At 62.9% G+C, this 25,131-nt stretch carries 27 protein-coding genes; 13 read left to right on the plus strand and 14 right to left on the minus strand.

Annotation, left to right across the window (positions count from 1 at the left end; all coding sequences use genetic code 11):
• Positions 1-14: 14 nt before the first annotated feature.
• Together G522_RS0119035 and G522_RS27640 are read right to left on the minus strand one after the other, a co-directional pair.
• Positions 15-929 carry a pseudouridine-5'-phosphate glycosidase gene (locus G522_RS0119035; protein WP_026792413.1) on the minus strand — a complete coding sequence of 305 codons (915 nt, stop codon included), beginning with the start codon at positions 927-929 and terminating at the stop codon, positions 15-17.
• A gap of 190 nt (positions 930-1,119) precedes the next feature.
• Positions 1,120-2,016: a PfkB family carbohydrate kinase gene (locus G522_RS27640; RefSeq protein WP_051228840.1), complete on the minus strand. Its 897-nt coding sequence runs from the start codon at positions 2,014-2,016 to the stop codon at positions 1,120-1,122.
• A gap of 211 nt (positions 2,017-2,227) precedes the next feature.
• On the opposite strand from G522_RS27640, the gene recA reads away from it, so the two are divergent.
• The 3 genes from recA (at position 2,228) to alaS (ending at position 6,780) form a co-directional block, all read left to right on the plus strand.
• Positions 2,228-3,313 (plus strand): recombinase RecA, encoded by a 1,086-nt coding sequence (recA, locus tag G522_RS0119045; protein WP_026792414.1) that lies wholly within the window; start codon positions 2,228-2,230, stop codon positions 3,311-3,313.
• A 68-nt stretch (positions 3,314-3,381) separates the two neighbouring features.
• Positions 3,382-3,777 carry a RidA family protein gene (locus G522_RS0119050; RefSeq protein ID WP_026792415.1) on the plus strand — a complete coding sequence of 132 codons (396 nt, stop codon included), beginning with the start codon at positions 3,382-3,384 and terminating at the stop codon, positions 3,775-3,777.
• Between the two features lie 348 nt (positions 3,778-4,125).
• Complete coding sequence (gene alaS, locus G522_RS0119055; RefSeq protein WP_026792416.1) at positions 4,126-6,780, plus strand: alanine--tRNA ligase; 2,655 nt, start codon at positions 4,126-4,128, stop codon at positions 6,778-6,780.
• 80 nt (positions 6,781-6,860) lie between these two features.
• Here alaS and G522_RS27645 read toward each other — a convergent pair whose 3' ends face one another.
• Complete coding sequence (locus tag G522_RS27645) at positions 6,861-7,487, minus strand: PadR family transcriptional regulator (RefSeq protein ID WP_051228842.1); 627 nt, start codon at positions 7,485-7,487, stop codon at positions 6,861-6,863.
• Between the two features lie 284 nt (positions 7,488-7,771).
• On the opposite strand from G522_RS27645, the gene G522_RS27650 reads away from it, so the two are divergent.
• The 3 genes from G522_RS27650 (at position 7,772) to G522_RS0119075 (ending at position 9,273) form a co-directional block, all read left to right on the plus strand.
• The gene (locus G522_RS27650; protein WP_281168499.1) at positions 7,772-8,251 is read left to right on the plus strand and encodes a GNAT family acetyltransferase; all 480 of its coding nucleotides are present in this window, start codon (positions 7,772-7,774) and stop codon (positions 8,249-8,251) included.
• A gap of 289 nt (positions 8,252-8,540) precedes the next feature.
• Positions 8,541-8,801, plus strand: coding sequence for a hypothetical protein (locus G522_RS0119070; protein ID WP_026792417.1), 261 nt, complete (start codon positions 8,541-8,543; stop codon positions 8,799-8,801).
• Between the two features lie 103 nt (positions 8,802-8,904).
• Positions 8,905-9,273 carry a VOC family protein gene (locus G522_RS0119075; RefSeq protein WP_026792418.1) on the plus strand — a complete coding sequence of 123 codons (369 nt, stop codon included), beginning with the start codon at positions 8,905-8,907 and terminating at the stop codon, positions 9,271-9,273.
• Positions 9,274-9,329: 56 nt separating this feature from the next.
• Here the strand turns inward: G522_RS0119075 and G522_RS29695 are convergent, their stop codons facing one another.
• The 5 genes from G522_RS29695 to G522_RS0119100 form a co-directional block, all read right to left on the minus strand.
• A complete protein-coding gene (locus tag G522_RS29695; RefSeq protein ID WP_084633286.1) occupies positions 9,330-9,506 on the minus strand; it encodes a YegP family protein in 177 nt (58 codons plus the stop codon).
• Positions 9,507-9,789: 283 nt separating this feature from the next.
• Positions 9,790-11,331, minus strand: a complete 1,542-nt coding sequence (locus G522_RS0119085) for a diguanylate cyclase (RefSeq protein ID WP_026792419.1) — start codon at positions 11,329-11,331, stop codon at positions 9,790-9,792.
• Positions 11,332-11,545: 214 nt separating this feature from the next.
• Positions 11,546-12,763 carry an NADP-dependent isocitrate dehydrogenase gene (locus G522_RS0119090; protein WP_026792420.1) on the minus strand — a complete coding sequence of 406 codons (1,218 nt, stop codon included), beginning with the start codon at positions 12,761-12,763 and terminating at the stop codon, positions 11,546-11,548.
• A gap of 159 nt (positions 12,764-12,922) precedes the next feature.
• The gene (gene map, locus G522_RS0119095; protein WP_026792421.1) at positions 12,923-13,672 is read right to left on the minus strand and encodes a type I methionyl aminopeptidase; all 750 of its coding nucleotides are present in this window, start codon (positions 13,670-13,672) and stop codon (positions 12,923-12,925) included.
• Between the two features lie 31 nt (positions 13,673-13,703).
• A complete protein-coding gene (locus G522_RS0119100) occupies positions 13,704-14,255 on the minus strand; it encodes an NADPH-dependent FMN reductase (protein WP_026792422.1) in 552 nt (183 codons plus the stop codon).
• A 124-nt stretch (positions 14,256-14,379) separates the two neighbouring features.
• Between G522_RS0119100 and G522_RS0119105 the strand changes: the two genes are divergently transcribed.
• Both G522_RS0119105 and G522_RS0119110 read left to right on the plus strand, forming a co-directional pair.
• Entirely contained in the window at positions 14,380-14,940 is a 561-nt protein-coding gene (locus G522_RS0119105; protein ID WP_342663910.1) for an Lrp/AsnC family transcriptional regulator, read from the plus strand.
• Positions 14,937-15,566 (plus strand): LysE family translocator, encoded by a 630-nt coding sequence (locus G522_RS0119110; RefSeq protein WP_169453560.1) that lies wholly within the window; start codon positions 14,937-14,939, stop codon positions 15,564-15,566. The genes G522_RS0119105 and G522_RS0119110 overlap by 4 nt, the downstream gene beginning before the upstream one ends.
• Here G522_RS0119110 and G522_RS0119115 read toward each other — a convergent pair.
• Positions 15,563-16,477: a LysR family transcriptional regulator gene (locus G522_RS0119115; protein WP_026792425.1), complete on the minus strand. Its 915-nt coding sequence runs from the start codon at positions 16,475-16,477 to the stop codon at positions 15,563-15,565. The two genes, G522_RS0119110 and G522_RS0119115, sit on opposite strands and share 4 nt — an antisense overlap.
• 268 nt (positions 16,478-16,745) lie before the next feature.
• Between G522_RS0119115 and G522_RS0119120 the strand changes: the two genes are divergently transcribed.
• The 4 genes from G522_RS0119120 (at position 16,746) to rpsD (ending at position 20,458) form a co-directional block, all read left to right on the plus strand.
• Entirely contained in the window at positions 16,746-17,777 is a 1,032-nt protein-coding gene (locus tag G522_RS0119120) for an aldo/keto reductase (RefSeq protein WP_026792426.1), read from the plus strand.
• A gap of 112 nt (positions 17,778-17,889) precedes the next feature.
• Positions 17,890-18,693: an RNA methyltransferase gene (locus G522_RS0119125; RefSeq protein WP_051228843.1), complete on the plus strand. Its 804-nt coding sequence runs from the start codon at positions 17,890-17,892 to the stop codon at positions 18,691-18,693.
• Between the two features lie 102 nt (positions 18,694-18,795).
• A complete protein-coding gene (gene murI, locus G522_RS27655) occupies positions 18,796-19,605 on the plus strand; it encodes a glutamate racemase (protein ID WP_051228845.1) in 810 nt (269 codons plus the stop codon).
• 235 nt (positions 19,606-19,840) lie between these two features.
• Complete coding sequence (gene rpsD, locus G522_RS0119135; protein ID WP_026792428.1) at positions 19,841-20,458, plus strand: 30S ribosomal protein S4; 618 nt, start codon at positions 19,841-19,843, stop codon at positions 20,456-20,458.
• A 64-nt stretch (positions 20,459-20,522) separates the two neighbouring features.
• Here rpsD and G522_RS0119140 read toward each other — a convergent pair whose 3' ends face one another.
• Entirely contained in the window at positions 20,523-21,644 is a 1,122-nt protein-coding gene (locus G522_RS0119140) for a serine hydrolase domain-containing protein (protein WP_026792429.1), read from the minus strand.
• 179 nt (positions 21,645-21,823) lie between these two features.
• Here G522_RS0119140 and G522_RS0119145 point away from each other — a divergent pair, with 179 nt between their 5' ends.
• A complete protein-coding gene (locus G522_RS0119145; RefSeq protein ID WP_026792430.1) occupies positions 21,824-22,606 on the plus strand; it encodes an ArsR/SmtB family transcription factor in 783 nt (260 codons plus the stop codon).
• An 89-nt stretch (positions 22,607-22,695) separates the two neighbouring features.
• Here the strand turns inward: G522_RS0119145 and G522_RS0119150 are convergent, their stop codons facing one another.
• The 4 genes from G522_RS0119150 to G522_RS0119165 form a co-directional block, all read right to left on the minus strand.
• Complete coding sequence (locus G522_RS0119150) at positions 22,696-23,055, minus strand: hypothetical protein (protein WP_026792431.1); 360 nt, start codon at positions 23,053-23,055, stop codon at positions 22,696-22,698.
• A gap of 570 nt (positions 23,056-23,625) precedes the next feature.
• The gene (locus tag G522_RS0119155) at positions 23,626-23,985 is read right to left on the minus strand and encodes a hypothetical protein (protein WP_026792432.1); all 360 of its coding nucleotides are present in this window, start codon (positions 23,983-23,985) and stop codon (positions 23,626-23,628) included.
• 473 nt (positions 23,986-24,458) lie between these two features.
• A complete protein-coding gene (gene grxD, locus G522_RS0119160; protein ID WP_026792433.1) occupies positions 24,459-24,800 on the minus strand; it encodes a Grx4 family monothiol glutaredoxin in 342 nt (113 codons plus the stop codon).
• A 51-nt stretch (positions 24,801-24,851) separates the two neighbouring features.
• Positions 24,852-25,082, minus strand: coding sequence for a BolA family protein (locus G522_RS0119165; RefSeq protein WP_026792434.1), 231 nt, complete (start codon positions 25,080-25,082; stop codon positions 24,852-24,854).
• Positions 25,083-25,131: the final 49 nt, after the last annotated feature.

A 25,131-nucleotide genomic window follows, 5' to 3' on the forward strand; every position in this document is an offset into this window, starting at 1 on the left:
GCTTTATTGTTTCATCAGGCCTTCAGCGCCTTGGCGACGTCGGCGGCAAGGCGGGCGTTGTTCATGACCAGCGCGATGTTGGTCTTGAGCGAGGAGCCGGCGGTGCGCTCGAACATGTCGGCGAGCAGATAGGGCGTTACCTCCTTGGCCGAGATGCCGGCTGCCTTGGCCGACGCCAGCGAGGCGGAAATGAAGCCCTGCATGCGGACGGCCGGGATCTCGTCGGTCTCGGGCACCGGATTGGCGATCAGCATGCCGCCGTCGATGCCGATGGTCTCGCGCGCCTTTTGGAAGGCGGCAATCTCAGCAGCGGAATCGAGCCGCAGCGGCGCTTTCAGGCCAGAGCCGCGCGACCAGAAGGCCGGGAACTCGTCGGTGCGATAGCCGACCACCGGCACGCCCTTGGTCTCCAGCACTTCCAGCGTTTTCGGCAGGTCGAGGATCGCCTTGGCGCCAGCGGCGACGACGATCACCGACGTGCGGCCCAGTTCCTCGAGATCGGCGGAGATGTCGAAGCTCTCCTCGGCGCCCTGATGCACGCCGCCGATGCCACCGGTGGCGAAGACGTCGATGCCGGCGAGGCGGGCGCAGATCATCGTGGCGGCGACGGTGGTCGAGCCCGGACGGCCGGTGGCCAGCGCAAAGGCGAGGTCGGCGCGCGACAGCTTCATGACGCCAGTCATGGTGCCGAGGCGGTCGAGCGTTTCGGCATCGAGGCCGACGCGGATCTTGCCTTCGAGGACGGCGATGGTGGCCGGCACGGCACCACGGTTGCGGATCTCCGCCTCGACGGCGCGCGCCGTCTCGACGTTGTCCGGATAGGGCATACCGTGGGTGACGATTGTGGACTCAAGCGCGACGACCGGCTTGCCGGCAGCGATCGCGGCTTCGACTTCAGGCGAATAGACGAGTGGCAGGGATGCCATCATGCCTCCGAATGTGGCCGCACGACATGGCCACGGAGTGGGCACGCGACGTCGGCGGCGGGTGATGGATCTCCGAGCCAAACCCTATACGACGAGAGGGACGGCTTGCGAAAGAGGAAAGACGCAGATTCGCAAAAAGTTGAAGATTATCGTTTCTTTTCAATGTGAGCGCAGCGCTTTGGCGCGCTGCTTGTCAGGTCTCGGCCCGCTCTCCGGCCTTCAGAGCCGCCGCCAAGACGTCTTTCGGCAGCTCGCCGAGCGCGCCCGCGGTGGCGAGCGCGGCGCGGGCGGCTGCCATGCCAACCTCGACGGCGGCAACGAGCGGGGCACCTGCCGACAATGCCAACAGCAGGCCGGCGGTTTGAGCGTCACCGACGCCGGTGACGTCGACCACCTCGGCCGGCTGTGGCGTCAGTTCGGTAATCTGCCCGGCTTCGAGAATGGCCAGCGGTTTCGATCCGCCAGTGATCACCGCCCGCCGGGCGCCAGCGGCGGCCAGCCGTTCGGCAGCTTCGATCGGCCTGTTCACCTGATGGCCAACCAGCAACTCCGCCGAAGGAAGGTTGCAGATAAAAAGGGCGCCGGAAGCAACGAGTGGCTTGAGGCGCGGCGCCTTGGCGCGGGATATGGCGTCCAGCACCAATCTGTCACCATGGGCTTCGGCGAGCCGAGCCAACTCGTGAGGAGCGAGATTGGCGTCGGCGAACACCAGCGGCCCTCCAGCGCCTTCGAGGGCGGCCGGCGGCAGCACGAAGCCGTCGTAAAGGCCGAGGTCGGAGATGGCCGACACGAGTTCGCCGGCCTCGTCATGGACCGCGAGATAGGTGCCGGTCCGACCCTTGGCATCCACCACCATCGCAGCGGTATCGATGCCGGCCGAGGAGAGCTCGGCTCTGAGTTCGCGACCGGCAGCGTCGTCGCCGACCACCGAAACGAAGCGGCAGGGTGCCCCGGCCCGTCCCAGCAGCACCACGACATTGCGCGCCACACCGCCGGGGCGGCGCGTCACGATTCCTGGACAGGACGTTGCGGGCTCGTAGACGAAGCTCGCCCGGCCAAGTACGTCCTGATGGCAGCCGCCGACGACCAAAAGTGGTCCGAAGCCGCCGTTTCGATTCCCCGCGCTCAGCGCTTTTCTCCCTATTTTCCGGTGCCTTAGTCCTGCCGGAACACGACGGGAACGAAATCAGACTTGTATTTTTATGTCAAGGACATATATCCGCTTGCTCATAGGAACAAATCGTGTACATTGACCGTGAGTTTGAAATCCGGGAACGGTCGTGAAATAAGGAGCGGAGCCAGTGTCGCAGAATTCACTTCGCCTCGTGGAAGGAACCTCCATGGACAAGACTAAGGCGCTCGACGCCGCCCTGTCGCAGATCGAACGGGCCTTCGGCAAGGGGTCTATCATGCGCCTCGGCAAGGGGCAGGTGGTGGAAGTGGAGACGGTGCCGACCGGCTCGCTCGGCCTTGATATCGCGCTCGGCATCGGCGGTCTGCCCAAGGGGCGTATCGTCGAGATCTACGGACCGGAATCGTCGGGCAAGACGACGCTGGCGCTGCACACGGTGGCCGAGGCGCAGAAGCGCGGCGGCGTTTGCGCCTTCATCGATGCCGAGCATGCGCTCGATCCGGTCTATGCCCGCAAGCTGGGCGTCAACCTTGATGATCTCCTGATTTCGCAGCCGGATGCCGGCGAGCAGGCGCTGGAGATCACCGACACGCTGGTTCGCTCCGGCGCCGTCGACGTGCTGGTCATCGACTCGGTGGCGGCGTTGACGCCGCGGGCCGAACTCGAGGGCGAAATGGGCGACCAGCTGCCCGGCCTGCAGGCCCGTTTGATGAGCCAGGCGCTGCGCAAGCTCACCGCCTCGGTTTCCAAGTCGAAGACCATGGTCATCTTCATCAACCAGATCCGCATGAAGATCGGCGTGATGTTCGGCAGCCCGGAAACGACGACCGGCGGCAACGCGCTCAAGTTCTATGCGTCGGTGCGTCTCGACATCCGCCGCATCGGTGCGCTGAAGAACCGCGAGGAGATCGTCGGCAACCAGACCCGCGTCAAGGTGGTCAAGAACAAGCTGGCGCCGCCGTTCCGCGAGGTCGAGTTCGACATCCTCTACGGCGAAGGCGTGTCCAAGGTGGGCGAACTGATCGATCTCGGCGTCAAAGCCGGCATCGTCGAGAAGTCCGGTGCTTGGTTCTCCTACAATAGCCAGCGCCTCGGGCAGGGTCGCGAGAACGCCAAGCAGTTCCTGCGCGAGAACGAAGCGTTGGCGAACGAGATCGAGGCGGCCATTCGTCAGAACGCGGGTGTCATTGCCGACTCGATCCTCAAGGGTGCACCCGAGGACGACGCCGACGGAACGGCGCCTGAACTCGAGTGAGGGCAGGGCTGCCACAGCCTCCTCTCGGGAGGTGAAGGCGGGCGCCCGGCGCCGGTTCGGAGGAATCGATGCAGTTTCGCAATCCGGCCGGCGTCCATGCGCCGGTCGCCGCTTATAGCCACCAAGTCGAGGTATCGGCGGGTGCCCGTTGGCTGGTGTTGGCCGGCCAGGTCGGCATACGGCCTGATGGTGTTTTGCCGGACGACGCAGCCGAGCAGCTCGAGGTGGCGCTTGATAATGTCCGCCGTAATCTCGATGCGGCGGGTATGACGATTGGTGACCTCGTCAAGGTGACGACCTATCTGGTCGGGGAGGTCGATCCCGACCGACGGCGGCAGATATTCGGCGCATTTTTCGGCGACCATAGGCCCTGCACGACGCTTCTTTACGTCTCGGCGCTGGGCACGCCCGCCCTCAACGCAGAGGTCGACGCCTGGGCGGCATGTGAGATGCCGACGAGCTGATACGGCCCGTTGGGCAAAAAGCAGCTACTCCGCAATGAAATCGCTCCGTTGCAGTCGTCCACCGCCGCTGGACAGGCGCATAGCCGGCGGCTAAATAACCCTTTGCCTTGCCTGGAACCGATATCGTCGGAGCCGGTCTGGCCCGCGCGTTCTTCCCACCGAGGCATGCCGTCAGGGCGCCGCCCGGATGGCTGGAACGATCCGCCGGCCGGTGCCCGTTTCTTCGATCGCTCGACGCAGGGCTCTGGGTTGCGGGAGCGTGCGAGCGGCTCGCGGGAAATGGGGTTCGGACGGATTGGCCGCGCGTGATGCGGGCGATGCCGTCCCAGCGCAGGCAGGCGGATCGTCATGAGTGGTGTGAACGAGATCAGAAAGACCTTCGTCGACTATTTCGGCAAGAACGGTCACGAGGTGGTGTCGTCTAGCCCGCTGGTACCACGCAACGATCCAACGCTGATGTTCACCAACGCCGGCATGGTGCAGTTCAAGAACGTGTTCACCGGCCTTGAAAAGCGTCCCTACAGCCGCGCCACCACGTCGCAGAAGTGTGTGCGTGCCGGTGGCAAGCACAACGATCTCGACAACGTCGGCTATACCGCCCGCCACCACACCTTCTTCGAGATGCTGGGCAACTTTTCCTTCGGCGATTATTTCAAGGACCGGGCGATCGAGCTGGCCTGGAACCTGATCACCAAGGAATTCGGGCTGCCGAAGGACAAGCTGCTGGTCACCGTCTATTCCGAGGACGAGGAAGCGGCGACCTATTGGAAGAAGATCGCCGGTCTCTCCGATGACCGCATCATCCGCATCTCCACCTCGGACAATTTCTGGGCGATGGGCGACACCGGCCCTTGCGGTCCCTGCTCGGAGATCTTCTACGACCACGGCGATCACGTCTGGGGCGGTCCTCCGGGCTCGCCCGAGGAGGATGGCGACCGGTTCATCGAGATCTGGAATCTCGTGTTCATGCAGTATGAGCAGCTGTCGAAGACTGAGCGCGTCAATTTGCCGCGGCCGTCGATCGACACCGGCATGGGGCTTGAGCGCGTTGCCGCCGTGCTGCAGGGCGTCCACAACAACTACGACATCGATCTGTTCCAGGCGCTGATCCGCGCCTCGGTCGAGGCGACCGGCGTTGCTGCCGAAGGCGATCGTCTCGCCTCGCATCGCGTCATCGCCGACCATCTGCGCGCCTCGAGCTTCCTGGTGGCCGATGGCGTGCTGCCGTCCAACGAAGGGCGCGGCTACGTGCTCCGTCGCATCATGCGCCGGGCGATGCGCCATGCCCATCTTCTGGGCTCGGAGCAGCCGCTGCTGCATCGCTTGGTGCCGGTGCTGGTGCGCGAAATGGGGCAGGCCTATCCGGAGCTGGTGCGCGCCGAGGCGCTGATCACCGAGACGCTGAAGCTCGAAGAGAGCCGCTTCCGTCGCACGCTGGCGCGCGGCCTCGGCCTGCTCGATGAAGCCACCAGTGGCCTGGAGAAGGGCGGCAGCCTCGATGGCGAGACGGCGTTCAAGCTTTACGACACCTATGGCTTCCCGCTCGATCTGACGCAGGATGCGTTGAAGGCGCGCGGCATCTCGGTCGACACAGACGGCTTCTCCGCCGCCATGGAGCGGCAGAAGGCCGAGGCGCGCGCCAATTGGGCCGGCTCCGGCGAAGCGGCCACCGAGACCGTGTGGTTCGGCCTCAGGGAAAAGGTGGGCGCCACCGAGTTCCTCGGCTACGACACCGAGAAGGCCGAGGGCGTCGTGGTCGCCTTGGTCAAGGACGGCAAGGAAGTCAACGAACTGAAGGCCGGCGACACGGGTTCGCTGATCGTCAACCAGACGCCGTTCTATGGCGAGTCGGGTGGTCAGGTGGGCGACAGCGGTGTGATCTCCGGCGCCGGTTTCCGCCTGGCGGTGACCGATGTCGGCAAGAAGGCCGACGGCCTGTTCGTGCATCAGGTGACGGTCGAGAGCGGCACCGTGAAGGTGAGTGAGCCGGTCGAGCTCAACGTCGATCATGCCCGCCGCTCGCGCATCCGCGCCAATCATTCGGCGACCCATCTGCTGCATGAGGCGCTGCGCGAGGTGCTCGGCAAGCATGCAGCCCAGAAGGGTTCGCTGGTGACGCCGGACCGCCTGCGTTTCGACTTCTCGCATCCCAAGCCGATGGACGAGAAGGAGCTTGCCGAAGTGAGCCGTCTTGCCAATGCCATCGTGCTGCAGGACAGCCCGGTGACCACTCGCCTGATGGGTCAGGAAGAGGCGATCGCCGAGGGCGCCATGGCGCTGTTTGGCGAGAAATACGGCGATGAAGTGCGCGTGGTCACCATGGGCACGGCGCTGGAAGGCGAGAAGGCGGGCAAGACCTATTCGACCGAACTTTGCGGCGGCACCCATGTGTCGCGCACCGGCGAAATCGGCCTTGTCCACATTCTGGCTGAAAGCGCGGTGGCGGCCGGTGTACGTCGCCTCGAAGCGCTGACCGGTGACGGTGCCCGCGCCTATTTTGAAGATCAGGAAAAGACGGTCCGTAACGTCGCCCGGGAGCTGAAGGTGCCGGTCGGCGACGTGGTCGATCGTGTGGCGGCGCTGGTCGAGGAGCGGCGCAAGCTGGAGCGCGAGCTGGCCGATGTCAGGCGCAAGCTTGCCATGGGTGGCGGCGCGGCGGCTGACGAGGTGGCGGAGATCGCTGGCGTCAAGTTCCTGGGCCGTGTGGCCGAGGGCGTCAGCCCGAAGGACCTGAAGGGCCTCGTCGATGAGGGCAAGGCCAAGCTCGGCTCGGGCGTGGTGGCGCTGGTCGGCGTCTCCGAGGATGGCAAGGCCGGTGTGGTGGTCGGCGTGACGCGGGATCTCACGGCGCGCTTCTCGGCCGTCGATCTGGTGCGTGTGGCGTCCGAGGCGCTGGGCGGCAAGGGGGGCGGCGGTCGTCCGGACATGGCCCAGGCCGGTGGCCCGGATGGCGCCAAGGCGGCGGAAGCGCTCGACGCCGTTCGCAAGGCGTTGGCTGGCTGAAGCCTGGCCGACAGCCCAAAATAACGACGCCCGTCCGAGCGGTGGCTCGGGCGGGCGTTTGCTTTGGGATGGAAGCCGCGTCAGATCTGCTCGATCTTGCGAGCGGTCTCGTCGAGAAGTTCGGCCAGCGCGTCGATCTGCTCGGGCGTCAGCGTGGCACTCTGCGTCTTCAGGCGCAGGGCTAGGCGCATGTTCTCAACGGCCCGGATGAGGCGCGGATCGCGCTCGGGCCGACGATCGGAGCCGGCTTCGGCGAAGCGGGCGAGGACGGCGTCGATGGCGGCGCGGTTCTCCTCCACGGCGGCCCGGCCGGCGTCGGTGGCGGCGTAGAGTTTCTTGTTGCCCTCTGAGTTCGCGACCTCGATCAGGCCGGTTTCCTCAAGCAGCGTCAGCGTCGGATAAATGACGCCAGCACTCGGCGCATAGGCGCCGCCGGTGCGCTCTTCGATCTCTTTGATGATCTCGTAGCCATGCCGAGGCTGCTCGGCGATCAGCGCCAGCACGACGAGGCGCAGCACGCCGTTGTCGAAGAAGCGGCCGCGACCGAACGGACCGCCGCGATGGCCGGGACCATGGCGGTCTGGACGCTCGCCCCGCTCGCCCCAAAGCGGGCGGCCGAACGGACCGCGTCCGCCGGTGGCGCGGGGATCGTCGTGGTCGTGGTTCTGTTCATGAAGGGCGCGAAGGAAGTGGAATTTGTGATGCATGGATATCTCCGTTAGCTCGTGATGTAATTAGATATATCTAAAGTGAATCTTATTGCAAGAGGCGAGAGCTTCGAGATTGCCAGTCCAGAAATTTCTGAGAAAAAATTATCGGCCAACCTTCTGAAAAATATGGATATAATCAGTCGATCACAAACCCGTGTTTCCCGTCGCCGATAACGGATGCGCCTGTTACTCTTACCGGACGACCGGCATCGGCTATATCTAAAGTGGCTCGCGGCTATCGGTCTTGCGGTGAGAGCCAGTCAGGGAAATGGAGACGGGCAGTGTCTTTTGAGGCGGACATCGGCGAGATGGTTGGGGATGAGCGCGAGCAGGTCATTGCGCTGTGGTCGCGCTGCGGATTGACGCGGCCGTGGAATGATCCGGAGGCGGATATGGCGCTAGCCGAGGCGAGCGAGAACGCCACCGTTCTGGTGGCGCGGGCGGACGGACGAATCGTCGGAGCCGCCATGACCGGCCATGACGGCCATCGGGGCGCACTCTACTATCTCGGCGTTGATCCCGATTGCCGCCGGGGTGGCATCGGCAAAGCGCTGGTGCGAGCGGCTGAAGTCTGGTGCAAGACACGCGGTGCACCCAAGCTCAACCTACTTGTCCGTAACGAAAATCAAGCCGTGCTCGCCTTCTACGCGGCGCTTGGCTATCTGCCGACCAATAGCATTTCGCTCTATCGTACGCTCGATCCGGAGCGCGCCGAAAGCGAGCGGGCCGAGAAGGTGGCGTGGATGGCGGCGCACGGCTGAGAGACGCAGCACAAACGATCATTCGGATGATCATGCCGACTAAAGTCTAATCGTGTCGTAATATGGTTAAACCTCTAATGAAACGAGCTATTTAACTGACAGCCGGAAATTGTAGGGTGCGCTTTTACAGGGCATCCGCTGTTTTCACGTGATATTACGACTAAGTAGAAATAGACCGAGTAGGAAAGTTTAAACATGATACGTTCCTACTGCAATTGACTCGCAGCCTGAATGGCTCGTTCCGATCCCGCGGCGGGGGAGGGCGATCCAGAGTGTCGGAGGCCGGTACATGCTTGCGCTCGAGGTGGTGCTGATGCTGGTCGTGGCTGGCCTCATCGTGGGAACACAGTTCCGAGTGTCGGCCATGGCACCGCTGGCGTTGGCTGCCTGTGCGTGTGCTTTTCTGGAAGCCATGACCATTGGCGCATCCGGGCCACGTATAGCGTTGCATATTGCCGAGGCGGTCATCTTCTTTGAAGCCGCCTATGCCCTCGGCGCAGCGCTGGCCTATCTCAGGCTTCCGTTCCTTCCGATCCGTACGCGCGTTTGAGCGCGCACTGCCAAGTACCCTTGCCCTCCATGTTCGAATGCTGACATATTTTGTCAGCAGTGTGTCGTAAGCAGGCTCCTCGCTAGGAGATGAGGAGATCCTGATGCTTACGCCCACCTATTATCTGCTGCATGTTACCGACCCTCAGCAAAGCGCGGGTTTTTACACCGAGCTGTTTGGTCGCTCGCCGGTCGAGACGTCGTCGACCTTCGTGCTGTTCGTCCTCGAAGGCGGCATGAAGGTAGGCTTGTGGTCGAAGGCCACCGTCGAACCGGCAACGGGCGGAGCGCCGGGAGCGCTTGAAATCGGCATTGCCCTCAAGACGCCAGAGGATGTCGATGCCTTCCATCAAAGCTGGCTTGCGCGCGGCCTGCCGGTATTCCAGCAGCCCACCGACATGGATTTCGGCCGCAGCATGATGGTGGTTGACCCGGACGGGCATCGCATCCGCATCTTCGCCGTTACCGCCTGACGATCGGTTCGGGCGCCCGCCGGGCTCGGCCCGGCGGGCTGATGACTTGCCGGAGGTCAGCTGTTGTCTTCGGTGGGCGCTGCTGGGCCATTCTTCTTGATCGACTCGATGGCATTGAGCGCCGACGCCTTGGACTTGTAGCCCTCGGTCCAAAAGATGGTTTCGCCATTATATTTGAAATAGGCGACGTATTCGTCGGCCTTGTTCTTCTTGATTTCGAATTTGTGCGCCATGATTTTCCCCTCCATTTTGGCGGCTTGCCCGTAAAACCGTGGGTCGCCGCGTCGTTCAGGGCGGGTTCACCCCGATGCAATCGAGGTTGTCGGACGTGTCGGAGCAATTCCACCCCGAGTAAAGGTATTGACAGCCAGACAGGCTGTCATTGGTCTTCAAGTATGAACGCGGCTATTTATCCTCATCAATATGTCTAGAGAAATTCAGAGTTAGTGCTTCACGGGCGGAATTGTGCGTCAAGGAAGAGCTGAAGCTGATCCCGCGATCTACGCGAGCGGACAGCTAGAGGCCGGGTTTTGAGAAGAGACGCCGGTCGCTTCCTGCGATGTGATGGGCGCACATTTCAAAGGCCATAAACTGTACGAGCGCCTCTAGGGGCAGGGCATCGCGCTGAAAGCGCTCCGTGAGGAAGCCTAGACGCGCCACGAGTGCCGCATGTTCGAAGCGATGCTTTTGAAGATCGTCTGGGCTGACATCGGCGATGGCAACCTCCTCTCGGGCGAAATGGCGGCGCATGTCCAGCCCGATTTCATTCAGATCTTGGCTGATCGCTGCCTTGTTGCCGCTCGTCCTGACGTTGCGTAGCAGCTGATTGACCTTTTTCACCAGTTGACGATGGTCGGCGTCGAGTTCCGGTACGGACGTTTCAAACATGGACGACCAGTTGATAAGCGTTAGGCCATCCTCCCACTCCATGGGAATGTCGTGGGAAACGCGATCTTTGCCAGCCGCCTTGGCGCGATAAAGCGCTGCATCGGCGCGATCGAACCAGCTTTTCCAGCTGTCATAGCTAAGGCAAAGCGAGACGCCGATACTGACGGTTACCCGTCGAGGATTGCCGATGTCCGTTGCGCTTGTCGCATCGCGCAGCGCCTCGGCGAGCAGCAGCGCATCCCGCACGCCGGTTCCGGGCAAAACGACGACGAACTCCTCTCCACCCCAACGGCCCAGAACGTCGGTGTCCCTCAGGATAGTTTGCCAAGACGAGGTCACGGCCTGAAGGACGGCGTCGCCGGCGGCGTGCCCCTCGGAGTCGTTGATGGCCTTGAAGTCATCGAGGTCGAGGATCAGCAACGAGGCCAATGTGCCATGGCGGACAAGGCGCTGGATTTCGCCTTCCGCGACCTCTTCGAGCTTTCGGCGATTCCAAACGCCGGTGAGTTTGTCACTCAGGATCATCTGTTGATTGAGATGTTCGGTGCGCTCCTTGGCCATCAGCAGAAAGCCCACGGTGAGCAGCGTCAGGCCAACAAGGGTCGCCGTATAGAGAAGTGCCTGCGACAGTTCGCTCATCGAAATGGCGCCAGACGCCTGGAGCGAGTAAACCGCCGTCAATTCGCGATAAAACAACGTTGTCAGATTGAGCAGAATGGCCGCGACGATCAGATACTGGCCCCGTCCTGGTGTTGTCGCGCGCCTCGCCCACAAGAACCGCAGAATGGTGGCCTCGGTCGCAATGAGAATCAGGCTGTCGCACATGGTCCTGGCTGGCCGGTTGTCGAGCAGCAAGGCGGCGACCAGCGCGATCGAGCCAATCAGCAGCAGATGCCAAATCCAGCGCTTTTTCCTGCCGAAGAAAACTTCCAAGGCCTGAATGACGAACGAAAAGAAGAGTGCGATCGACACCTCGGCGAGCCAGACGGCTCCGAGCCCGAGTGAAGGAGATAAGGTGAACAGTCCATAGGCTATGCCATGTGCTATCAAGCCATAGGAAAGCTCGTGAAGTCCCCATTTCAGTTCTGTGGTCTGTGTAACCCTGATCGCGCCGCCCAGTGTCAGGCTGAGAACTGATATGAGTATGAATACCGTTGGAATATCGAACATATATCGTCCAGCAAGGCAGGGAGTAGGTAAGAAAAGCCGCCAGTACCTGCTTGGTGCCGCTGGGCCGAGCCGACATTCTCCAGGCAAATCCATACCTGCGAATGGTAACATCTTACAAGTATGAACAATTTCCTATGGACATCAGACCGTTAAAATGAAAGGCGGCGGACCGTTTCCGATCCGCCGCCTAATAATTCCGTTCGTGAGTATCAGTTTACCACTTGGCCATTTCGGCTTCGAGGTTGGAGGCGACCTTCTCGAGGAAGCCGGTGGTGGAGAGCCACTTCTGGTCCGGCCCGATCAACAGGGCGAGATCCTTCGTCATGAAGCCGCTTTCGACGGTGTCGACGCAGACCTTTTCCAGCGTGGCGGAGAACTTGGCGAGCTCGGCGTTGTTGTCGAGCTTGGCGCGGTGGGCGAGGCCGCGCGTCCAGGCGAAGATCGAGGCGATGGAGTTGGTCGAGGTCTCCTTGCCCTTCTGATGCTCGCGATAGTGGCGCGTGACCGTGCCGTGGGCGGCCTCGGCTTCCACCGTCTTGCCATCCGGCGTCAGCAGCACAGAGGTCATCAGGCCGAGTGAGCCGAAGCCCTGGGCCACGGTGTCGGACTGCACGTCGCCGTCATAGTTCTTGCAGGCCCAGATATAGCCGCCGGACCACTTCAGCGCCGAGGCGACCATGTCGTCGATCAGGCGATGTTCGTAGGTGATGCCGAGCTTTTCGAATTCGGCCTTGAACTCGGTCTCGTACACTTCCTGGAAGATATCCTTGAAGCGGCCGTCATAGGCCTTGAGGATGGTGTTCTTGGTCGAGAGATAGACCGGCCACTTGCGCATGATGCCGTAGTTCATCGATGCGCGGGCGAATTCGCGGATCGATTCGTCAAGGTTGTACATGGCGAGCGCCACGCCGGCGCCGGGGGCCTTGTAGACTTCCTTCTCGATCACCGCGCCGTCTTCGCCAACGAACTTGATGGTCAGCGTGCCCTTGCCGGGGAACTTGAAGTCGGTCGCCTTGTACTGGTCGCCGAAGGCGTGACGGCCGACGACGATCGGCTGCGTCCAGCCGGGGACGAGGCGCGGCACGTTCTTGCAGATGATCGGCTCGCGGAAGATGACGCCGCCGAGGATGTTGCGGATGGTGCCGTTGGGCGACTTCCACATTTCCTTGAGGTTGAATTCCTTCACGCGCGCTTCGTCGGGCGTGATGGTGGCGCACTTGATGCCGACGCCGTGCTTCTTGATGGCATTGGCGGCGTCAACCGTCACCTTGTCGGCCGTGGCGTCGCGGTTTTCGACGGAAAGGTCATAATATTCAATGTCGATATCGAGATAGGGCAGGATCAGCTTGTCTTTGATCAACTGCCAGATGATGCGGGTCATCTCGTCGCCGTCGAGATCGACGACCGGGTTCGCAACCTTGATTTTCGCCATAGTGGGGTGACCTTCCGAACGTGTGACCGGGGCCTTGAGGCCGGTTCGTGCGCCTGCCGGTACGCAAACGCACGGATGCTCCGCCTGTAGCATGGCGTTGCCGCCGAGGCCAGTGCAACCGCTTGGCTTTTGGGCGTACGCTGACGTAAACGGAAGGTATCAGGAGGGCAGGGTCACCACCACCGGCCCGTTGCGGGTGGCAACGATGGTGTGCTCGAATTGCACGGTGGGTGCGCGCGGCTCGGAATAGAGCGTCCACTCGTCGTCGCCATCCTCGGCCCACTCGGCACCCAGCGACAGGAAGGGTTCGACGGTGAAGACGAGACCCTCGGTGATGACGCGCCGCTCGCGCGGATCGGGCCAGGTGGCGATATCGGACGGCTCCTCGTGCAGCGAACGGCCGACGCCGTGGCTGCCGAGATTGCGCACCAGTGTGTAGCCATTCTTGCGGGCGAAAGCGCCGACGGCGCGGCCGACGCCGGCCAGCGGCTTACCGGGCGCGACGGCGCCGATGCCGGCCCACATGGCGCGCCGGCCGTCACGGCAGAGCTTGTCGAGCTTGGCCGGGACGGGCGAGACGGCGAACGAGGCGCCGCTGTCGGCGAAGAAGCCGTCCTTGGAGGCGGAAACGTCGAGATTGATCAGGTCGCCGACCTTCAGCACCCGGTCGCCGGGGATGCCATGGGCGATCTCCTCGCTGACCGAGATGCAGGCGACGCCGGGGAAGCCATAGGTTGCTCTCGGCGCCGGTATGGCGCCGGCTTCCTCGAGCACTCGGCCGGCGATCTCGTCGAGTTCGGCGGTGGTGACGCCGGGGCGGACAGCAGTGGCCATGGCAGCGATGGCGTCCGCCACGGCGCGGCCGATCGCCTTGAGCCCTTCGAGCTCGTCTTCGCTGGTAATGGTCATGCTATCTCTCCTGGCGCCACCTTGAGTGCCGTTATTTGTGTTTGCCGATCCAGGTCGCAAAGGCGGCAAGGAAGCCGGTGAGGAAGGCCTTGGTATCGTCGTTTGCGAGCTTGCCGTCCTTATCTAGGAGGTCGCCGACCTTGGATACATAGGCTTCAGGCTGCTGCATGACTGGCATGTCAAGGAAGACCAGCGGCTGGCGCAGGTGGTGGTTGGCGCCGAAGGCCCCGAGCAAGCCGGGCGAGACGCTGACGATGGCGGTGGGCTTGCCTTTCCAGACACTGTGGCCATAGGGGCGGGAGCCGACGTCGAGGGCGTTCTTTAGAGATCCGGGAATGGAACGGTTGTATTCGGGCGTGACGAACAGCACGGCATCGGCGCCGACGATCTCGCTGCGGAACCTGGCCCAGGCGGCCGGCGGCGTGCCCTCGTCGAGATCGGGATTGTAGAGCGGCAGCTCGCCGATCTCCACGCTGCGAAGCGTCACCTTGTCCGTGGCAAGCGTTGCGAGGTTGTCGGCCACTGCCCGCGAGAAAGATCCCTTACGCAGGCTGCCGACCAGAACCGCGACATCATAGGCCATGATTTTCTCCTTTGCCCCGGCGGAGTGGCTATTGCCGACCTCCGTCTCAACGCCGTCGGCCGCAATTGGCACGGCGGATCGCCGCCGTTGTTATAGGGGATTTGCCGGAGGACTGTCCATGTAAGTGATCGTTGCGTCGTGTTGCTATTTTCACGATAATTTCCCGATATTCATCGGGATGTCGGGAAAATGTATTGACTCCATGGCTTATGACGGGATTATTTCCTGTATGGATGAAATCGATCGTCAAATCGTGATGTGCCTTGGGGATGATGCGCGCCGTTCGCTGGCCGATATTGGTGGCGAGGTCGGCCTTTCAACGTCGGCGGTGAACGAACGTATTCGCCGTCTTCTGGCAAATGGCGTGATCCGCCGCTTCACCATTGACGCCAACGCCGAGGCCATGGGGCTTGGTATCAGCGCCTTCGTCTTCGTCGCGCTTGCTGCTGACGCCGACGAAGCGGTGTTTCGGGCGGTGGCCGCCGATCACCCTGCCATCATCGAATGCCAGCACGTGACCGGCGGCTGGAACTATCTCATCAAGATCCGCGTGGCGTCGCTTGCCGGCATCGAGTCCTTCCTCGACGATTTCAAGCGGTGGCGGCTGATCGCCCGCAGCGAGACGATGATCGCGCTTTCCACGGTCGTCGAACCGCCATTCCGACCGCGAGGGGATCGATCGTGAGTCTGTTGCTGTTTGCCGCCAAGGGTTTCGCGCTCGGCTTTGCGGTCGCCGCACCGCTCGGACCGATCGGGGCGCTCTGCATCAACAGGACGCTGCAGCGCGGCTTCTGGGTCGGGCTAGCCGGCGGGCTCGGCACGGCGTTCGCCGATGCCTTCTACGGCGCTCTGGCGGCTTTGGGCTTTGCCGCCTTCTCAGCCTTTCTCGCCACGATCGACGGGCCGATGCGCCTTGTCGGCGGCCTTGCCATGATCTGGCTCGGTTGGAAGGGCATGCAACCGAAGCCGCCGCGCCCGGCGGCCGAGATCGGCGCACGCGATCTTCTCGGCACGATCGGCGCCACCTTTCTCCTCACCATCGCCAACCCGACGACCATTCTGTCCTTTGCCGTATTCTTTGCCGGCTTGGGCCTCGCCTCGGCGGCGGACGCTCCGTCTGCCCTGGTGGTGGTGGCCGGCGTGTTTGCCGGCTCGCTCGCCTGGTGGATCATTCTGACGGGCGGCGTGGCTTTGGTCCGCCACAAGGTCAGCGATCGCTTTGCGCTCTGGGTCGGGCGGCTGTCGGGTGGTCTGATCCTGGCCTTCGGCGTTTTGGCGGTGGGCTCCTTCGTCGCTGGGCTGTTGCGCTAGGTCCTTGATCGCTCGCGCATGCTTCTGAGGCAGGCGTCGATGAAGACGCGCAGCTTGGGCTGCAGCCGGCTCGACTTGGGATAATAGAGGTAGAGCGCGTCTTGGGCCGGCGCAAAATCGTCAAGGCAGGTTTCGAGGCGGCCGTCGGCCAGCTCACGATGGGCGGTCTGCGACGAGGCATATGTCAGTCCGAGACCGGCCACGGCCATGGCGCGCAGCAGGGTCGAGTCGTCGGAGGTCATCTGTCCTGGCGGGTCGATGGTCACGGCGACTCCTTCGCGCTCGAATTCCCAGCGATAGAGATCGCCGTTCGGCGGCAGGCGGAAGCGCAGGCAGGTGTGGTTGGCGAGGTCGTCTGGCGTCTCCGGCCTGCCGTGGGCAGCGAAATAGGCGGGAGAGCCAACGACGATCCAGGAGAAGGGCGGGGTGACGCGGACCGTCAGCATATCCTGATCGATGAACTCGCCGATGCGGATGCCGGCGTCGAAGCCGCTGCCGACAAGGTCGTTGCGTTTGGTGTCAGTGATCACCTCGACGGCAATATCGGGATAGGCTTGAAGGAAGGCTGGCAGCATCGGCGTCAGCACTTCGCGGGCGGCAATGTGGTGGGTGAGAAGGCGGAGTGTGCCGGAGGGTCTGCCGCTGAGGTTGGCGAGATTGTCGAGCGAGCCGGCGATCGCGGTGGCGGCTGGCTGGACCTCGGCGAGAAAGCGCTCGCCGGCCTCGGTGAGGGCGACATGCCGGGTGGTGCGATGGAGAAGGGGCAGACCGATCCGCCGCTCCAGTGTCTGCACTGCCTGGCTGACGGCGCCAGGGGTGACGCGGAGTTCGCGGGCAGCGGCGCGGAAGCTGCCACGCCGGACCACGGTGAGAAACTCGCTGATGCCGTCGAAAAGGTCCGTTCGGGCCATGGTCGTTCCTATCGCGGGATGCACGAGCTCGCCCAAGCGTGATTTGGCGACCCGCGCCAGAGGATGCATAATAACAACCTCAAAAGCAGCCGATTGTATAGTTCAGCTAATCAGCCTGTTGTGTTTGGCATGGCTATTCCGGCCACCGCTGGCGGCCTATGTCATTGGCAGGCGCCGGGGCCGTTTTCGTTCGAGCCCGCTTCCGCCCGCCGCGCATTCCCCTGCCGGCTGCTCTTTCGTTCCTCAATCCATTCTTCAAGGTGATGACATGCGTTACAATACGCTCGGTGGCACCGGCCTCCTCGTCTCGGAAATTTGCTTGGGCACCATGACCTTCGGCGGTCAGGGCTTCTGGACCGCCATCGGCTCGCTCGATCAGTCAGTGGCCGACAGCATCGTCGCCGGGGCCCTCGATCAGGGCGTCAACTTCATCGATACCGCCGACGTCTACTCGGAAGGCCTGTCGGAAGAGATCACCGGCGCGGCGATCCGCAATTCGGGTCGTGCCCGCTCCGACGTCGTCCTGGCCACCAAGGTGTTCGGTGCGGTCGGCAAGGGCGTCAACGATCGCGGCGCCTCGCGCGGCCACATCATGGATGGCGTCAAGGCCAGCCTGAAACGGCTCGGGACCGACTATATCGACCTCTACCAGATCCATGGCACCGACCCGGTGACGCCGATCGAGGAGACGGTACGGGCGCTCGACGATTTGGTTCGCGACGGACTCATTCGCTATGTCGGTGTTTCCAACTGGCCGGCCTGGCGCATCATGAAGGCGCTCGGCATCGCCGATCGGCTGGGGCTCGACCGCATCGCCAGCCTGCAGGCCTATTACACCATCGCCGGTCGCGACCTCGAACGTGACATCGCGCCGCTGCTGCAGGCCGAAAAGGTCGGCCTGATGGTGTGGAGCCCGCTGGCCGGTGGCCTCCTGTCGGGCAAGTATAGCCGCGACGGGTCCGGCGAGGGCCGCCGCGCCAATTTCGATTTCCCACCGGTCAACAAGGATCGCGCCTTCGACGCCGTCGACGTGATGGCCGAAATCGCCAAGGACAAGGGCGCGTCGGTGGCGCGCATCGCGCTCGCCTATGTGCTGCACAAGCCTTTCGTCTCCTCGGTGATCATCGGTGCCAAGTCGGTGGAGCAGCTCAACGACAACATCGCCGCCAGCGAGGTGGTTCTGTCGGCTGATGAACTTGCCCGTCTCGATGCCGTCTCGGCCCTGCCGGCCGAATATCCCGGCTGGATGCTGGAGCGGCAGGGCAGCGAGCGGCTGTCGACCGTCGCCAAGCCCAGATAAAAGAGGAATCGGGTGGCGCGGGACCGCGCCGCCCGCCTTCCCACGCGGCCATATCCGGGATTTCTCCCTTTTCTTGGCCGGCGCGATGTGCCAAACCCGCGCCAAAAGCGGAATGGGCAAGATCATGTCGGACGAGACAGCGGCCGGACGCGGACCGGCCATCATCCTCTGCGAGCCGCAGATGGGCGAGAACATTGGCGCGGCGGCCCGTGCCATGGCCAACTTCGGGCTGTCGGATCTCCGGATCGTCGCCCCGCGCGACGGCTGGCCCAACGAGAAGGCGGAAGCCAACGCCGCCAAGGCGACGCACATCATCCATGCGGCCCGCGTCTACGACCGGCTCGAGGATGCAATCGTCGATCTCTCCTTCGTCTATGCGACCACGGCACGCGACCGTGACGTCACCAAGGCGGTGCGCGGACCGGTGCATGCCGCCAAACACATGCGGGCGCTCGAAGTCCAGGGCGCGGGCGTCGGTTTGCTGTTTGGCCGCGAGCGCTGGGGGCTCAATAACGACGAGGTGGCCCTTGCCGACGAGATCCTGACGCTGCCGGTGGCGCCGGAATATGCTTCCCTCAACATCGCCCAGGCGGTGCTGGTGGTGGCCTATGAGTGGCGCAAGGCGGGCTTCGAGGATCCCGACAGTGCGCTGCCGTTTGCTGCCTCCGACCGCTCGCCACCGGCCGGCAAGGCAGAGTTGCTGGGCCTGTTCGATCATCTGGAATCGGCGCTCGACGAGCGGCATTTCTTCCATCCGCCGGAGAAGCGGCCGACGATGATCCGCAACCTCCGCGCCATTTTCCAGCGCCAGCAATTGACGCAGCAGGAGATCCGGACGCTGCGCGGCATCATCACCTGCCTCGACGGCAAGAACCATCGGCCGAAGAAGCCGATCACCGACGATAGCGAAGCATAGGATTTCGTTAACCGTGCGGGCCGAGGATGAGGGCGGCTCGGCCCGATGTCGCCGCATTCGGCTGGCACTGCTGGGTGAACGAGGCAGGCTCTAGGGAATCCCATGCGTATCCTGGTGTTCGATAGCGGCGTCGGCGGCCTCTCGGTTGCCCGCGAAATCGGCAAGGCGCTGCCGGGCGTCGGCATGGACTATGTCGCCGATCTCGCCGTCTTCCCCTATGGCGCACTGGAACCCGACGTGCTGATCGACCGCGTCGTGTCATTGATGGACGAGGCACTCGCCGTTCTCGACCCAGCGGCTCTGGTGATTGCCTGCAATACTGCTTCGACGCTGGTACTGCCGCCGCTCAGAGCCCGCTTCAAGCTGCCGATCGTCGGCACCGTGCCTGCGGTGAAGCCGGCCGCCGAGCACAGCCGATCGCGACTCGCTTCCGTGCTGGCAACGCCCGGCACCGTGAAGCGCGACTACACGCGCGACCTGATCGCTAAATTCGCTGGCGACTGTCGTTTTACGCTGGTTGGCTCGATGGCCCTGGCCGAGCTGGTCGAACGCGAGGTGTCAGGCATACCGGTGACCGACGCCGAGCTGCTCGCTGAAATCGCTCCCTGCTTTGTGGAAGAAAGTGGGAGGCGGACCGATACCGTCGTGCTCGCCTGCACCCATTATCCGTTGGTGCTCGACCGGCTGAAGGCGCTGGCGCCCTGGCCGGTGGAGTGGATCGATCCGGCGCCGGCCATTGCCCGCCGCGTGGTGACGGTGACGGCTGGTGCCGGCCTGTCGCGTGACGAGGACGCCCCGCGCCGCTTCTTCTCGACCGGTCGCCGGCCTGCGCGCAGTATGCTCGACGCATTCGGATTCGAGGAGAGCGACGGTCTCTTCGCCGGCGAAGCGTTGAAAATCGCCCGGGCCTGACCGAAAAGGCCGGAAACGCCGCGCTTTCAGTTTGACAGCGGCACCTCACTCGACTATTCACCCCTCAACCCGCCGGTTCCTTGGTAACGAGGAGCCGGCGTGGCCGTTCACGTGTCCCGTGGGGAGCCTGCCGCGCGCAGCGTTTCCCTGTCGGTTTCGGGTGGTCTTCGGACCGCATCGGAGCAGAGGAGGGCGCGAGTCCTGAATAGAACACTGACAAAAAGCGGGATACGCGATGTCTAAGCGCCATAGTGCAAAGTACAAGATCGACCGCCGCATGGGCGAGAACCTCTGGGGTCGCCCCAAGAGCCCGGTCAACAAGCGTGAATACGGCCCCGGCCAGCACGGTCAGCGCCGCAAGGGCAAGACCTCCGACTACGGTCTGCAGCTGCGCGCCAAGCAGAAGCTGAAGGGTTACTATGGTGACCTCAGCGAGAAGCAGTTCTACAAGATTTACGAGGAAGCCGTCCGTCTGCGTGGCGATACCTCGGAAGCGCTGATCGGCCTGCTCGAGACCCGTCTCGACGCCGTCGTCTATCGCGCCAAGTTCGTGCCGACCCCGTTCGCGGCTCGTCAGTTCGTCAACCACGGCCACGTCACCGTCAACGGCCGCAAGGTCAACGTCGGTTCTTACCGCTGCAAGATCGGCGACGTGGTCGAAGTTCGCCAGAAGTCCAAGGAACTGGCGATCGTTCTCGAGTCGGTTGAGCTCGCCGAGCGCGATACCCCCGACTACATCGAAGTCGATACCGCCAAGAAGGTCGCCAAGCTGGTCCGCGTGCCCGGCCTGGCCGACGTTCCCTACGCCGTCAAGATGGAGCCGAACCTGGTCGTCGAGTATTACTCGCGCTGATAGGGTTCCGAAGCTTCGGACTTATGGAGAGGCCGCCCATCGGGCGGCCTTTTCGCTTTTGGGATCAGGCCTGAAGGTCTCTGTAGACGGCGTGGAGGATGTCCTTCGGGAAGGCGCCTATGCAGCCTTCGAGCGCCGTGTTGGTGAAGATGACGATCGTGAGCCCTGTCGCCGGATCGACGTACCACTGATGGCCATAGGCGCCGCCCCAGGCCCAGGTGCCGGGCTGGCAAGGCAGCTTTTGCATGGTTGGGTCGCGGTAGATTGACCAGCCGTGCGAATAGCCCTGACCGGAGGGGGCCGGATCGAGATCCACGGTATGCGCTTCCGTCAAGAGCGGCCTGGAGGCCGGCGACAGGATGGGCGTGCCGCCCTGGCGCATCACCTCGAGGAAGGTGAGGAAATCTTCTGCCGTGCCGATCATGCCGGCGCCGCCTGACGGGAAGGCCTTGGGATCGAAGGCACGGCCGGTCCAGAACTCCACGAAACCGTCCTCGTTCTTGACGCGTTCGATATAGACCATCCGGGTCGGCGGCGTTCCGTCGGCATAGGGTACGGCTAGACGGTTAGGATCGGTCGGCCAGAAGCCCGTATCCGTCATGCCGAGGGGATCGGTCACCCGCGCCTTGACGATCTCGGGCAAGGTGCGGCCGTCGACCACCTCCATGACGCCGCCCAGCACGTCGATGGCGACCGAATAGCACCAGCTGGTACCCGGCTCGAAGGCGAGGGGTAGGGCGGCGATACGGCGGATGTTTTCGGCAAGGTCGAAATCGGACGGACCAGTACCGCCGCAGGCCGGCTTGCCGTTGCCGTTGTCGGTGTCATAGGTCAAACCCGACGTGTGGGTCATGAGCTGGGAGATGGTGATGGTCGGCGCGCGACCGTCGGCAAGCCGCGGGCGAAAGTCGGGCAGGTAGCGGGTCACGGGATCGTCGAGGCGCATCTTGCCCGCCTCGACCATGGCGAGCGCGGCAGCGGAGACCATTGGCTTGCTCACCGATGCCAGACGAAAGATTGTGTTCGGGGCCATCGGCCGTGACGCTTCGCGGTCGAGGAAACCGGCTTGCCTACTGTAGACGAGTTCACCGTTCAGCTTGATCAATAGGTTGGCGCCGACGATCGTCCTGCTTATGGCGTGGTCGACTACCCTGTCGACGGCGGAAAACTGACTGGCGTTGCTCACTTGGCCCTCTCCCTGAAATTGTCCGCAGCCATACTGCCACTCTGTGGCTGCGTGCGGCATCCTAATCTTTGGCACGTCGATTTCTGGCGGGAGTGGAATGGCCGGCCATATGAAAGTGGCGCCGCGTCTCATACGTTACTATATTGACACGTTACTAAATAGGAACATATTATCTCCCCATGGCCGACGTTTTTGATGCCCTCGCCAGTGCGCACCGTCGCCAGCTGCTGGACGCCCTCAGAGAGCGGGATGGCCAGACGCTGGGCGAGCTCGAGACCTGTCTGCCATTGTCACGCTTCGCGGTGATGAAGCATCTCGGCGTCCTTGAAGATGCCGGGCTGGTGGTCACCCGCAAAATCGGGCGCGAGAAGTTTCACTATCTCAACCCCGTTCCCATTCAGGACGTGAGCGATCGCTGGATCTCGCGCTACGCCTCGCCGTTTGCGCGCGGTCTCGCTGACCTAAAGAGCGGATTCCAGCAGGGGGTATTTAAAATGGATACCGTGAAGATTGCGCCGAAACACATTTATGAGCTTTTCATCGACGCCACGCCGGAGGCGGTGTGGGCGGTCCTGACCGACGACGACAAGACGCCGCTCTGGCAGCATTTCAACATGACGTCACGCACCGAATGGCGCGTCGGCGGCAAGATCGAATTCCTGATTGGTGATCGGGCGATGATCGTTGGCGAGCTGATCGAGATGACGCCGCCGAAGCGCCTTTCCCATAGCTTTTCTGCCCGCTGGTCCGAGGATGTTGCCGGCGATCCGCCGTCGCGGGTTACCTGGGAACTGGAGCCGGTGGGGAATGGGGCTACCAAACTCAGCCTGGTTCATGACGACTTCGGTGGCGATACGACGACCAGCCGTATGGTAGCCGTTGGTTGGATCGAGGCCATCTCCCGTCTCAAAACGCTGGTGGAAACCGGACGCCCCTTCGCCATGCCGGGGCTGCCGGGCTGACATCCGCCAATATGCGAAAAGGCCGCCCGAATGGGCGGCCTTCCCGACAAGCGTCAGCTTTCGCCGACCGGTTGAGCTCAAGCTGACGATCAGTTGCCGATCACATCGCTGTTGGCGGCATAGGGGATGTAGTGCGGCTGGGCGATCTGAGGGGCAGCGCCCGGCAGAACGGTCTTCGTCACGAGATCGGTGCCGGCAGCCGCGCCCGGATCATATTCAACGACGGTGCTCGGCGAAGCGCCATGGGTGCCGACCACAGCCGAACCAACCTGCGCATAACGCTGGGCGTCGGCAGCGGCGGCGGCGGCATTGGCCGAATTCACCTGAGCCGGGGCGGTGACGAACGTCGGGGAGGCATTGTCAGCACCCGGGTCGAAGGACGAGGCGGCGTTGGCAATGGCGGGAACCAGAACAACGGCGAAAGCGGCGGCAGTGAGGAACTTCTTCATGATGTATCTCCGGTCTAGAATTCTTGGTCAGGTCGTTGGTTTTGTCGGGTGGCAGCGGGGAGGAGGTCTTGTTCGCTGCCGATGACCAACATTTGGACCTAGACCGATCACGGCGAAACCGGCCTCCGCTGACGAGTGCGCGTTAGAAAGTTGAACATGGGATCGCGAAATCGTGTGCTGGGAATTGATCGGTTGGCGCGGTGCCCAATGAAATCGCGGTCTGCCGCCAAAAATGGCATCAGAACCGCTCACGGATCGCGAGCGCCGGCGTGAACGGAAGAGGCCGTCCGTTCACGAGCGCATTCGACTAAAGTCGAAAATTTTCCATTGAAACCAGCAAAATAGGCGTTAGCCGCCTTTGAAACGGGCCGACGGAGCGCTTCATCCCCCGCGCAGCGTTCATTCAAGGAAACGAAAAAGCCCCCGAAGGTTGGTGTCCAGCTTTCAGGGGCAGTTCACTGCGCCGGAGCTGCCGGGCCGACATCCGCCAAGACGCGAAAAGGCCGCCCGAATGGGCGGCCTTCCCGACAAGCGTCAGCTTTCGCCGACCGGTTGAGCTCAAGCTGACGATCAGTTGCCGATCACATCGCTGTTGGCGGCATAGGGGATGTAGTGCGGCTGGGCGACCTGAGGGGCAGCGCCCGGCAGGACGGTCTTCGTCACGAAATCGGTGCCGGCAGCCGCGCCCGGATCATATTCAACGACGGTGCTCGGCGAGGCGCCATGGGTGCCGACGACAGCGGAGCCAACCTGCGCATAACGCTGGGCATCGGCGGCGGCGGCAGCGGCATTGGCCGGGTTCACCTGAGCCGGGGCGGTGACGAACGTCGGGGAGGCATTGTCAGCACCCGGGTCGAAGGACGAGGCGGCGTTGGCCAGGGCGGGGGCCAGAACAACGGCGAAAGCGGCGGCAGTGAGGAACTTCTTCATGATGATAACTCCGGTCTAGAATTTTTGGTCGGGTCGTTGGTTTTGTCGGGTGGCAGCGGGAGGAGGTCTTGTTCGCTGCCGATGACCAACATTTGGACCTAGACCGATCACGAGGAAACCGGCCCCCGCTGACGAGTGCGCGTCAGGAAGTTGAACATGGGATCGCGAATTCGTGTGCCGGAAGTTGATCGCTTGCCGCAAGGCTCGATGAAACTGCGGCTGGCCGCGATAAAGTGCGTCGCAACTGCTCACGGAGGTCTGGATTGGCCGTGAATGGCGGAAGATCTCCGTTCACGAAAACCAGCCGCAAAAAGTCAAAAATTTTCCGATGAAGCCGCCAGATTCGGGATTAGCCGCCTCTTGAACGGCTTTTGGCCGCCCGCTTTTTCAGGTGACGGGGCCTGAGAAAGCAAAAAGCCCCCGCCAAGCGATGGCGGGAGCTCGAAAGGCTCGGAGAACGAAGCCTGGTAGCCTTACTCGGCAGCCGCCTCATTGACGGCGATACCGGCCTCCTTGAGGTGAGCCTGCAGCTCCTGCTTCTGGAACATCTCACGGACGATGTCGCACCCGCCGATGAATTCGCCCTTCACGTAGAGCTGCGGAATCGTCGGCCAATTGGAATAGGTCTTGATACCGTCGCGCAGCTCGGGATTTTCCAGCACGTTGACGCCCTTGAAGGGTACGCCGAGGTAGCTGAGGATCTGCACGACCTGTCCGGAGAAGCCGCACTGCGGAAAGTCTGGCGTGCCCTTCATGAACAGGACGATATCGTTGGTCTTCACTTCGTTGTCGATGAACGACTTGATGTCAGCCATTGGTCTACCTCGGTCGGTCGGATTCAAGGTCCGAATTGGAAGCATTCAAAATTAAGGCGCGCTGGTCTGAAGTGCAAGGGCATGCAGCTCGCCGCCCATTTTTCCTTTGAGCGCGTCGTAAACCAACTGGTGCTGCTTGACCCGCGTCAGGCCGCGAAAGGCTTCCGATACGACGATGGCCGAATAGTGGTCGCCGTCGCCGGCAAGGTCACGGATTTCGACGCTGGCGTCCGGCAGCGCTTCCTTGATCATCGCCTCGATGTCTCTTGCCTGCATGGCCATGTCGAACACCCCTCTCGTCGTTACCGGCCAGGAGCTACCTAGCACCTTT

Origin of the sequence: Pleomorphomonas oryzae DSM 16300 (assembly GCF_000422965.1) — a bacterium.
Lineage (GTDB): Bacteria > Pseudomonadota > Alphaproteobacteria > Rhizobiales > Pleomorphomonadaceae > Pleomorphomonas > Pleomorphomonas oryzae.

Bases quoted from the DNA above. Each gene is read 5' to 3' on its own strand.
- G522_RS0119035 (WP_026792413.1), bottom strand. From the start codon at position 929: ATGATGGCATCCCTGCCACTCGTCTATTCGCCTGAAGTCGAAGCCGCG.
- G522_RS0119050 (WP_026792415.1), top strand. From the start codon at position 3,382: ATGCAGTTTCGCAATCCGGCCGGCGTCCATGCGCCGGTCGCCGCTTAT.
- alaS (WP_026792416.1), top strand. From the start codon at position 4,126: ATGAGTGGTGTGAACGAGATCAGAAAGACCTTCGTCGACTATTTCGGC.
- G522_RS27645 (WP_051228842.1), bottom strand. From the start codon at position 7,487: ATGCATCACAAATTCCACTTCCTTCGCGCCCTTCATGAACAGAACCAC.
- G522_RS0119070 (WP_026792417.1), top strand. From the start codon at position 8,541: ATGCTTGCGCTCGAGGTGGTGCTGATGCTGGTCGTGGCTGGCCTCATC.
- G522_RS0119075 (WP_026792418.1), top strand. From the start codon at position 8,905: ATGCTTACGCCCACCTATTATCTGCTGCATGTTACCGACCCTCAGCAA.
- G522_RS29695 (WP_084633286.1), bottom strand. From the start codon at position 9,506: ATGGCGCACAAATTCGAAATCAAGAAGAACAAGGCCGACGAATACGTC.
- G522_RS0119085 (WP_026792419.1), bottom strand. From the start codon at position 11,331: ATGTTCGATATTCCAACGGTATTCATACTCATATCAGTTCTCAGCCTG.
- G522_RS0119090 (WP_026792420.1), bottom strand. From the start codon at position 12,763: ATGGCGAAAATCAAGGTTGCGAACCCGGTCGTCGATCTCGACGGCGAC.
- map (WP_026792421.1), bottom strand. From the start codon at position 13,672: ATGACCATTACCAGCGAAGACGAGCTCGAAGGGCTCAAGGCGATCGGC.
- G522_RS0119100 (WP_026792422.1), bottom strand. From the start codon at position 14,255: ATGGCCTATGATGTCGCGGTTCTGGTCGGCAGCCTGCGTAAGGGATCT.
- G522_RS0119115 (WP_026792425.1), bottom strand. From the start codon at position 16,477: ATGGCCCGAACGGACCTTTTCGACGGCATCAGCGAGTTTCTCACCGTG.
- G522_RS0119120 (WP_026792426.1), top strand. From the start codon at position 16,746: ATGCGTTACAATACGCTCGGTGGCACCGGCCTCCTCGTCTCGGAAATT.
- G522_RS0119125 (WP_051228843.1), top strand. From the start codon at position 17,890: ATGGGCAAGATCATGTCGGACGAGACAGCGGCCGGACGCGGACCGGCC.
- murI (WP_051228845.1), top strand. From the start codon at position 18,796: ATGCGTATCCTGGTGTTCGATAGCGGCGTCGGCGGCCTCTCGGTTGCC.
- rpsD (WP_026792428.1), top strand. From the start codon at position 19,841: ATGTCTAAGCGCCATAGTGCAAAGTACAAGATCGACCGCCGCATGGGC.
- G522_RS0119145 (WP_026792430.1), top strand. From the start codon at position 21,824: ATGGCCGACGTTTTTGATGCCCTCGCCAGTGCGCACCGTCGCCAGCTG.
- G522_RS0119150 (WP_026792431.1), bottom strand. From the start codon at position 23,055: ATGAAGAAGTTCCTCACTGCCGCCGCTTTCGCCGTTGTTCTGGTTCCC.
- G522_RS0119155 (WP_026792432.1), bottom strand. From the start codon at position 23,985: ATGAAGAAGTTCCTCACTGCCGCCGCTTTCGCCGTTGTTCTGGCCCCC.
- grxD (WP_026792433.1), bottom strand. From the start codon at position 24,800: ATGGCTGACATCAAGTCGTTCATCGACAACGAAGTGAAGACCAACGAT.
- G522_RS0119165 (WP_026792434.1), bottom strand. From the start codon at position 25,082: ATGGCCATGCAGGCAAGAGACATCGAGGCGATGATCAAGGAAGCGCTG.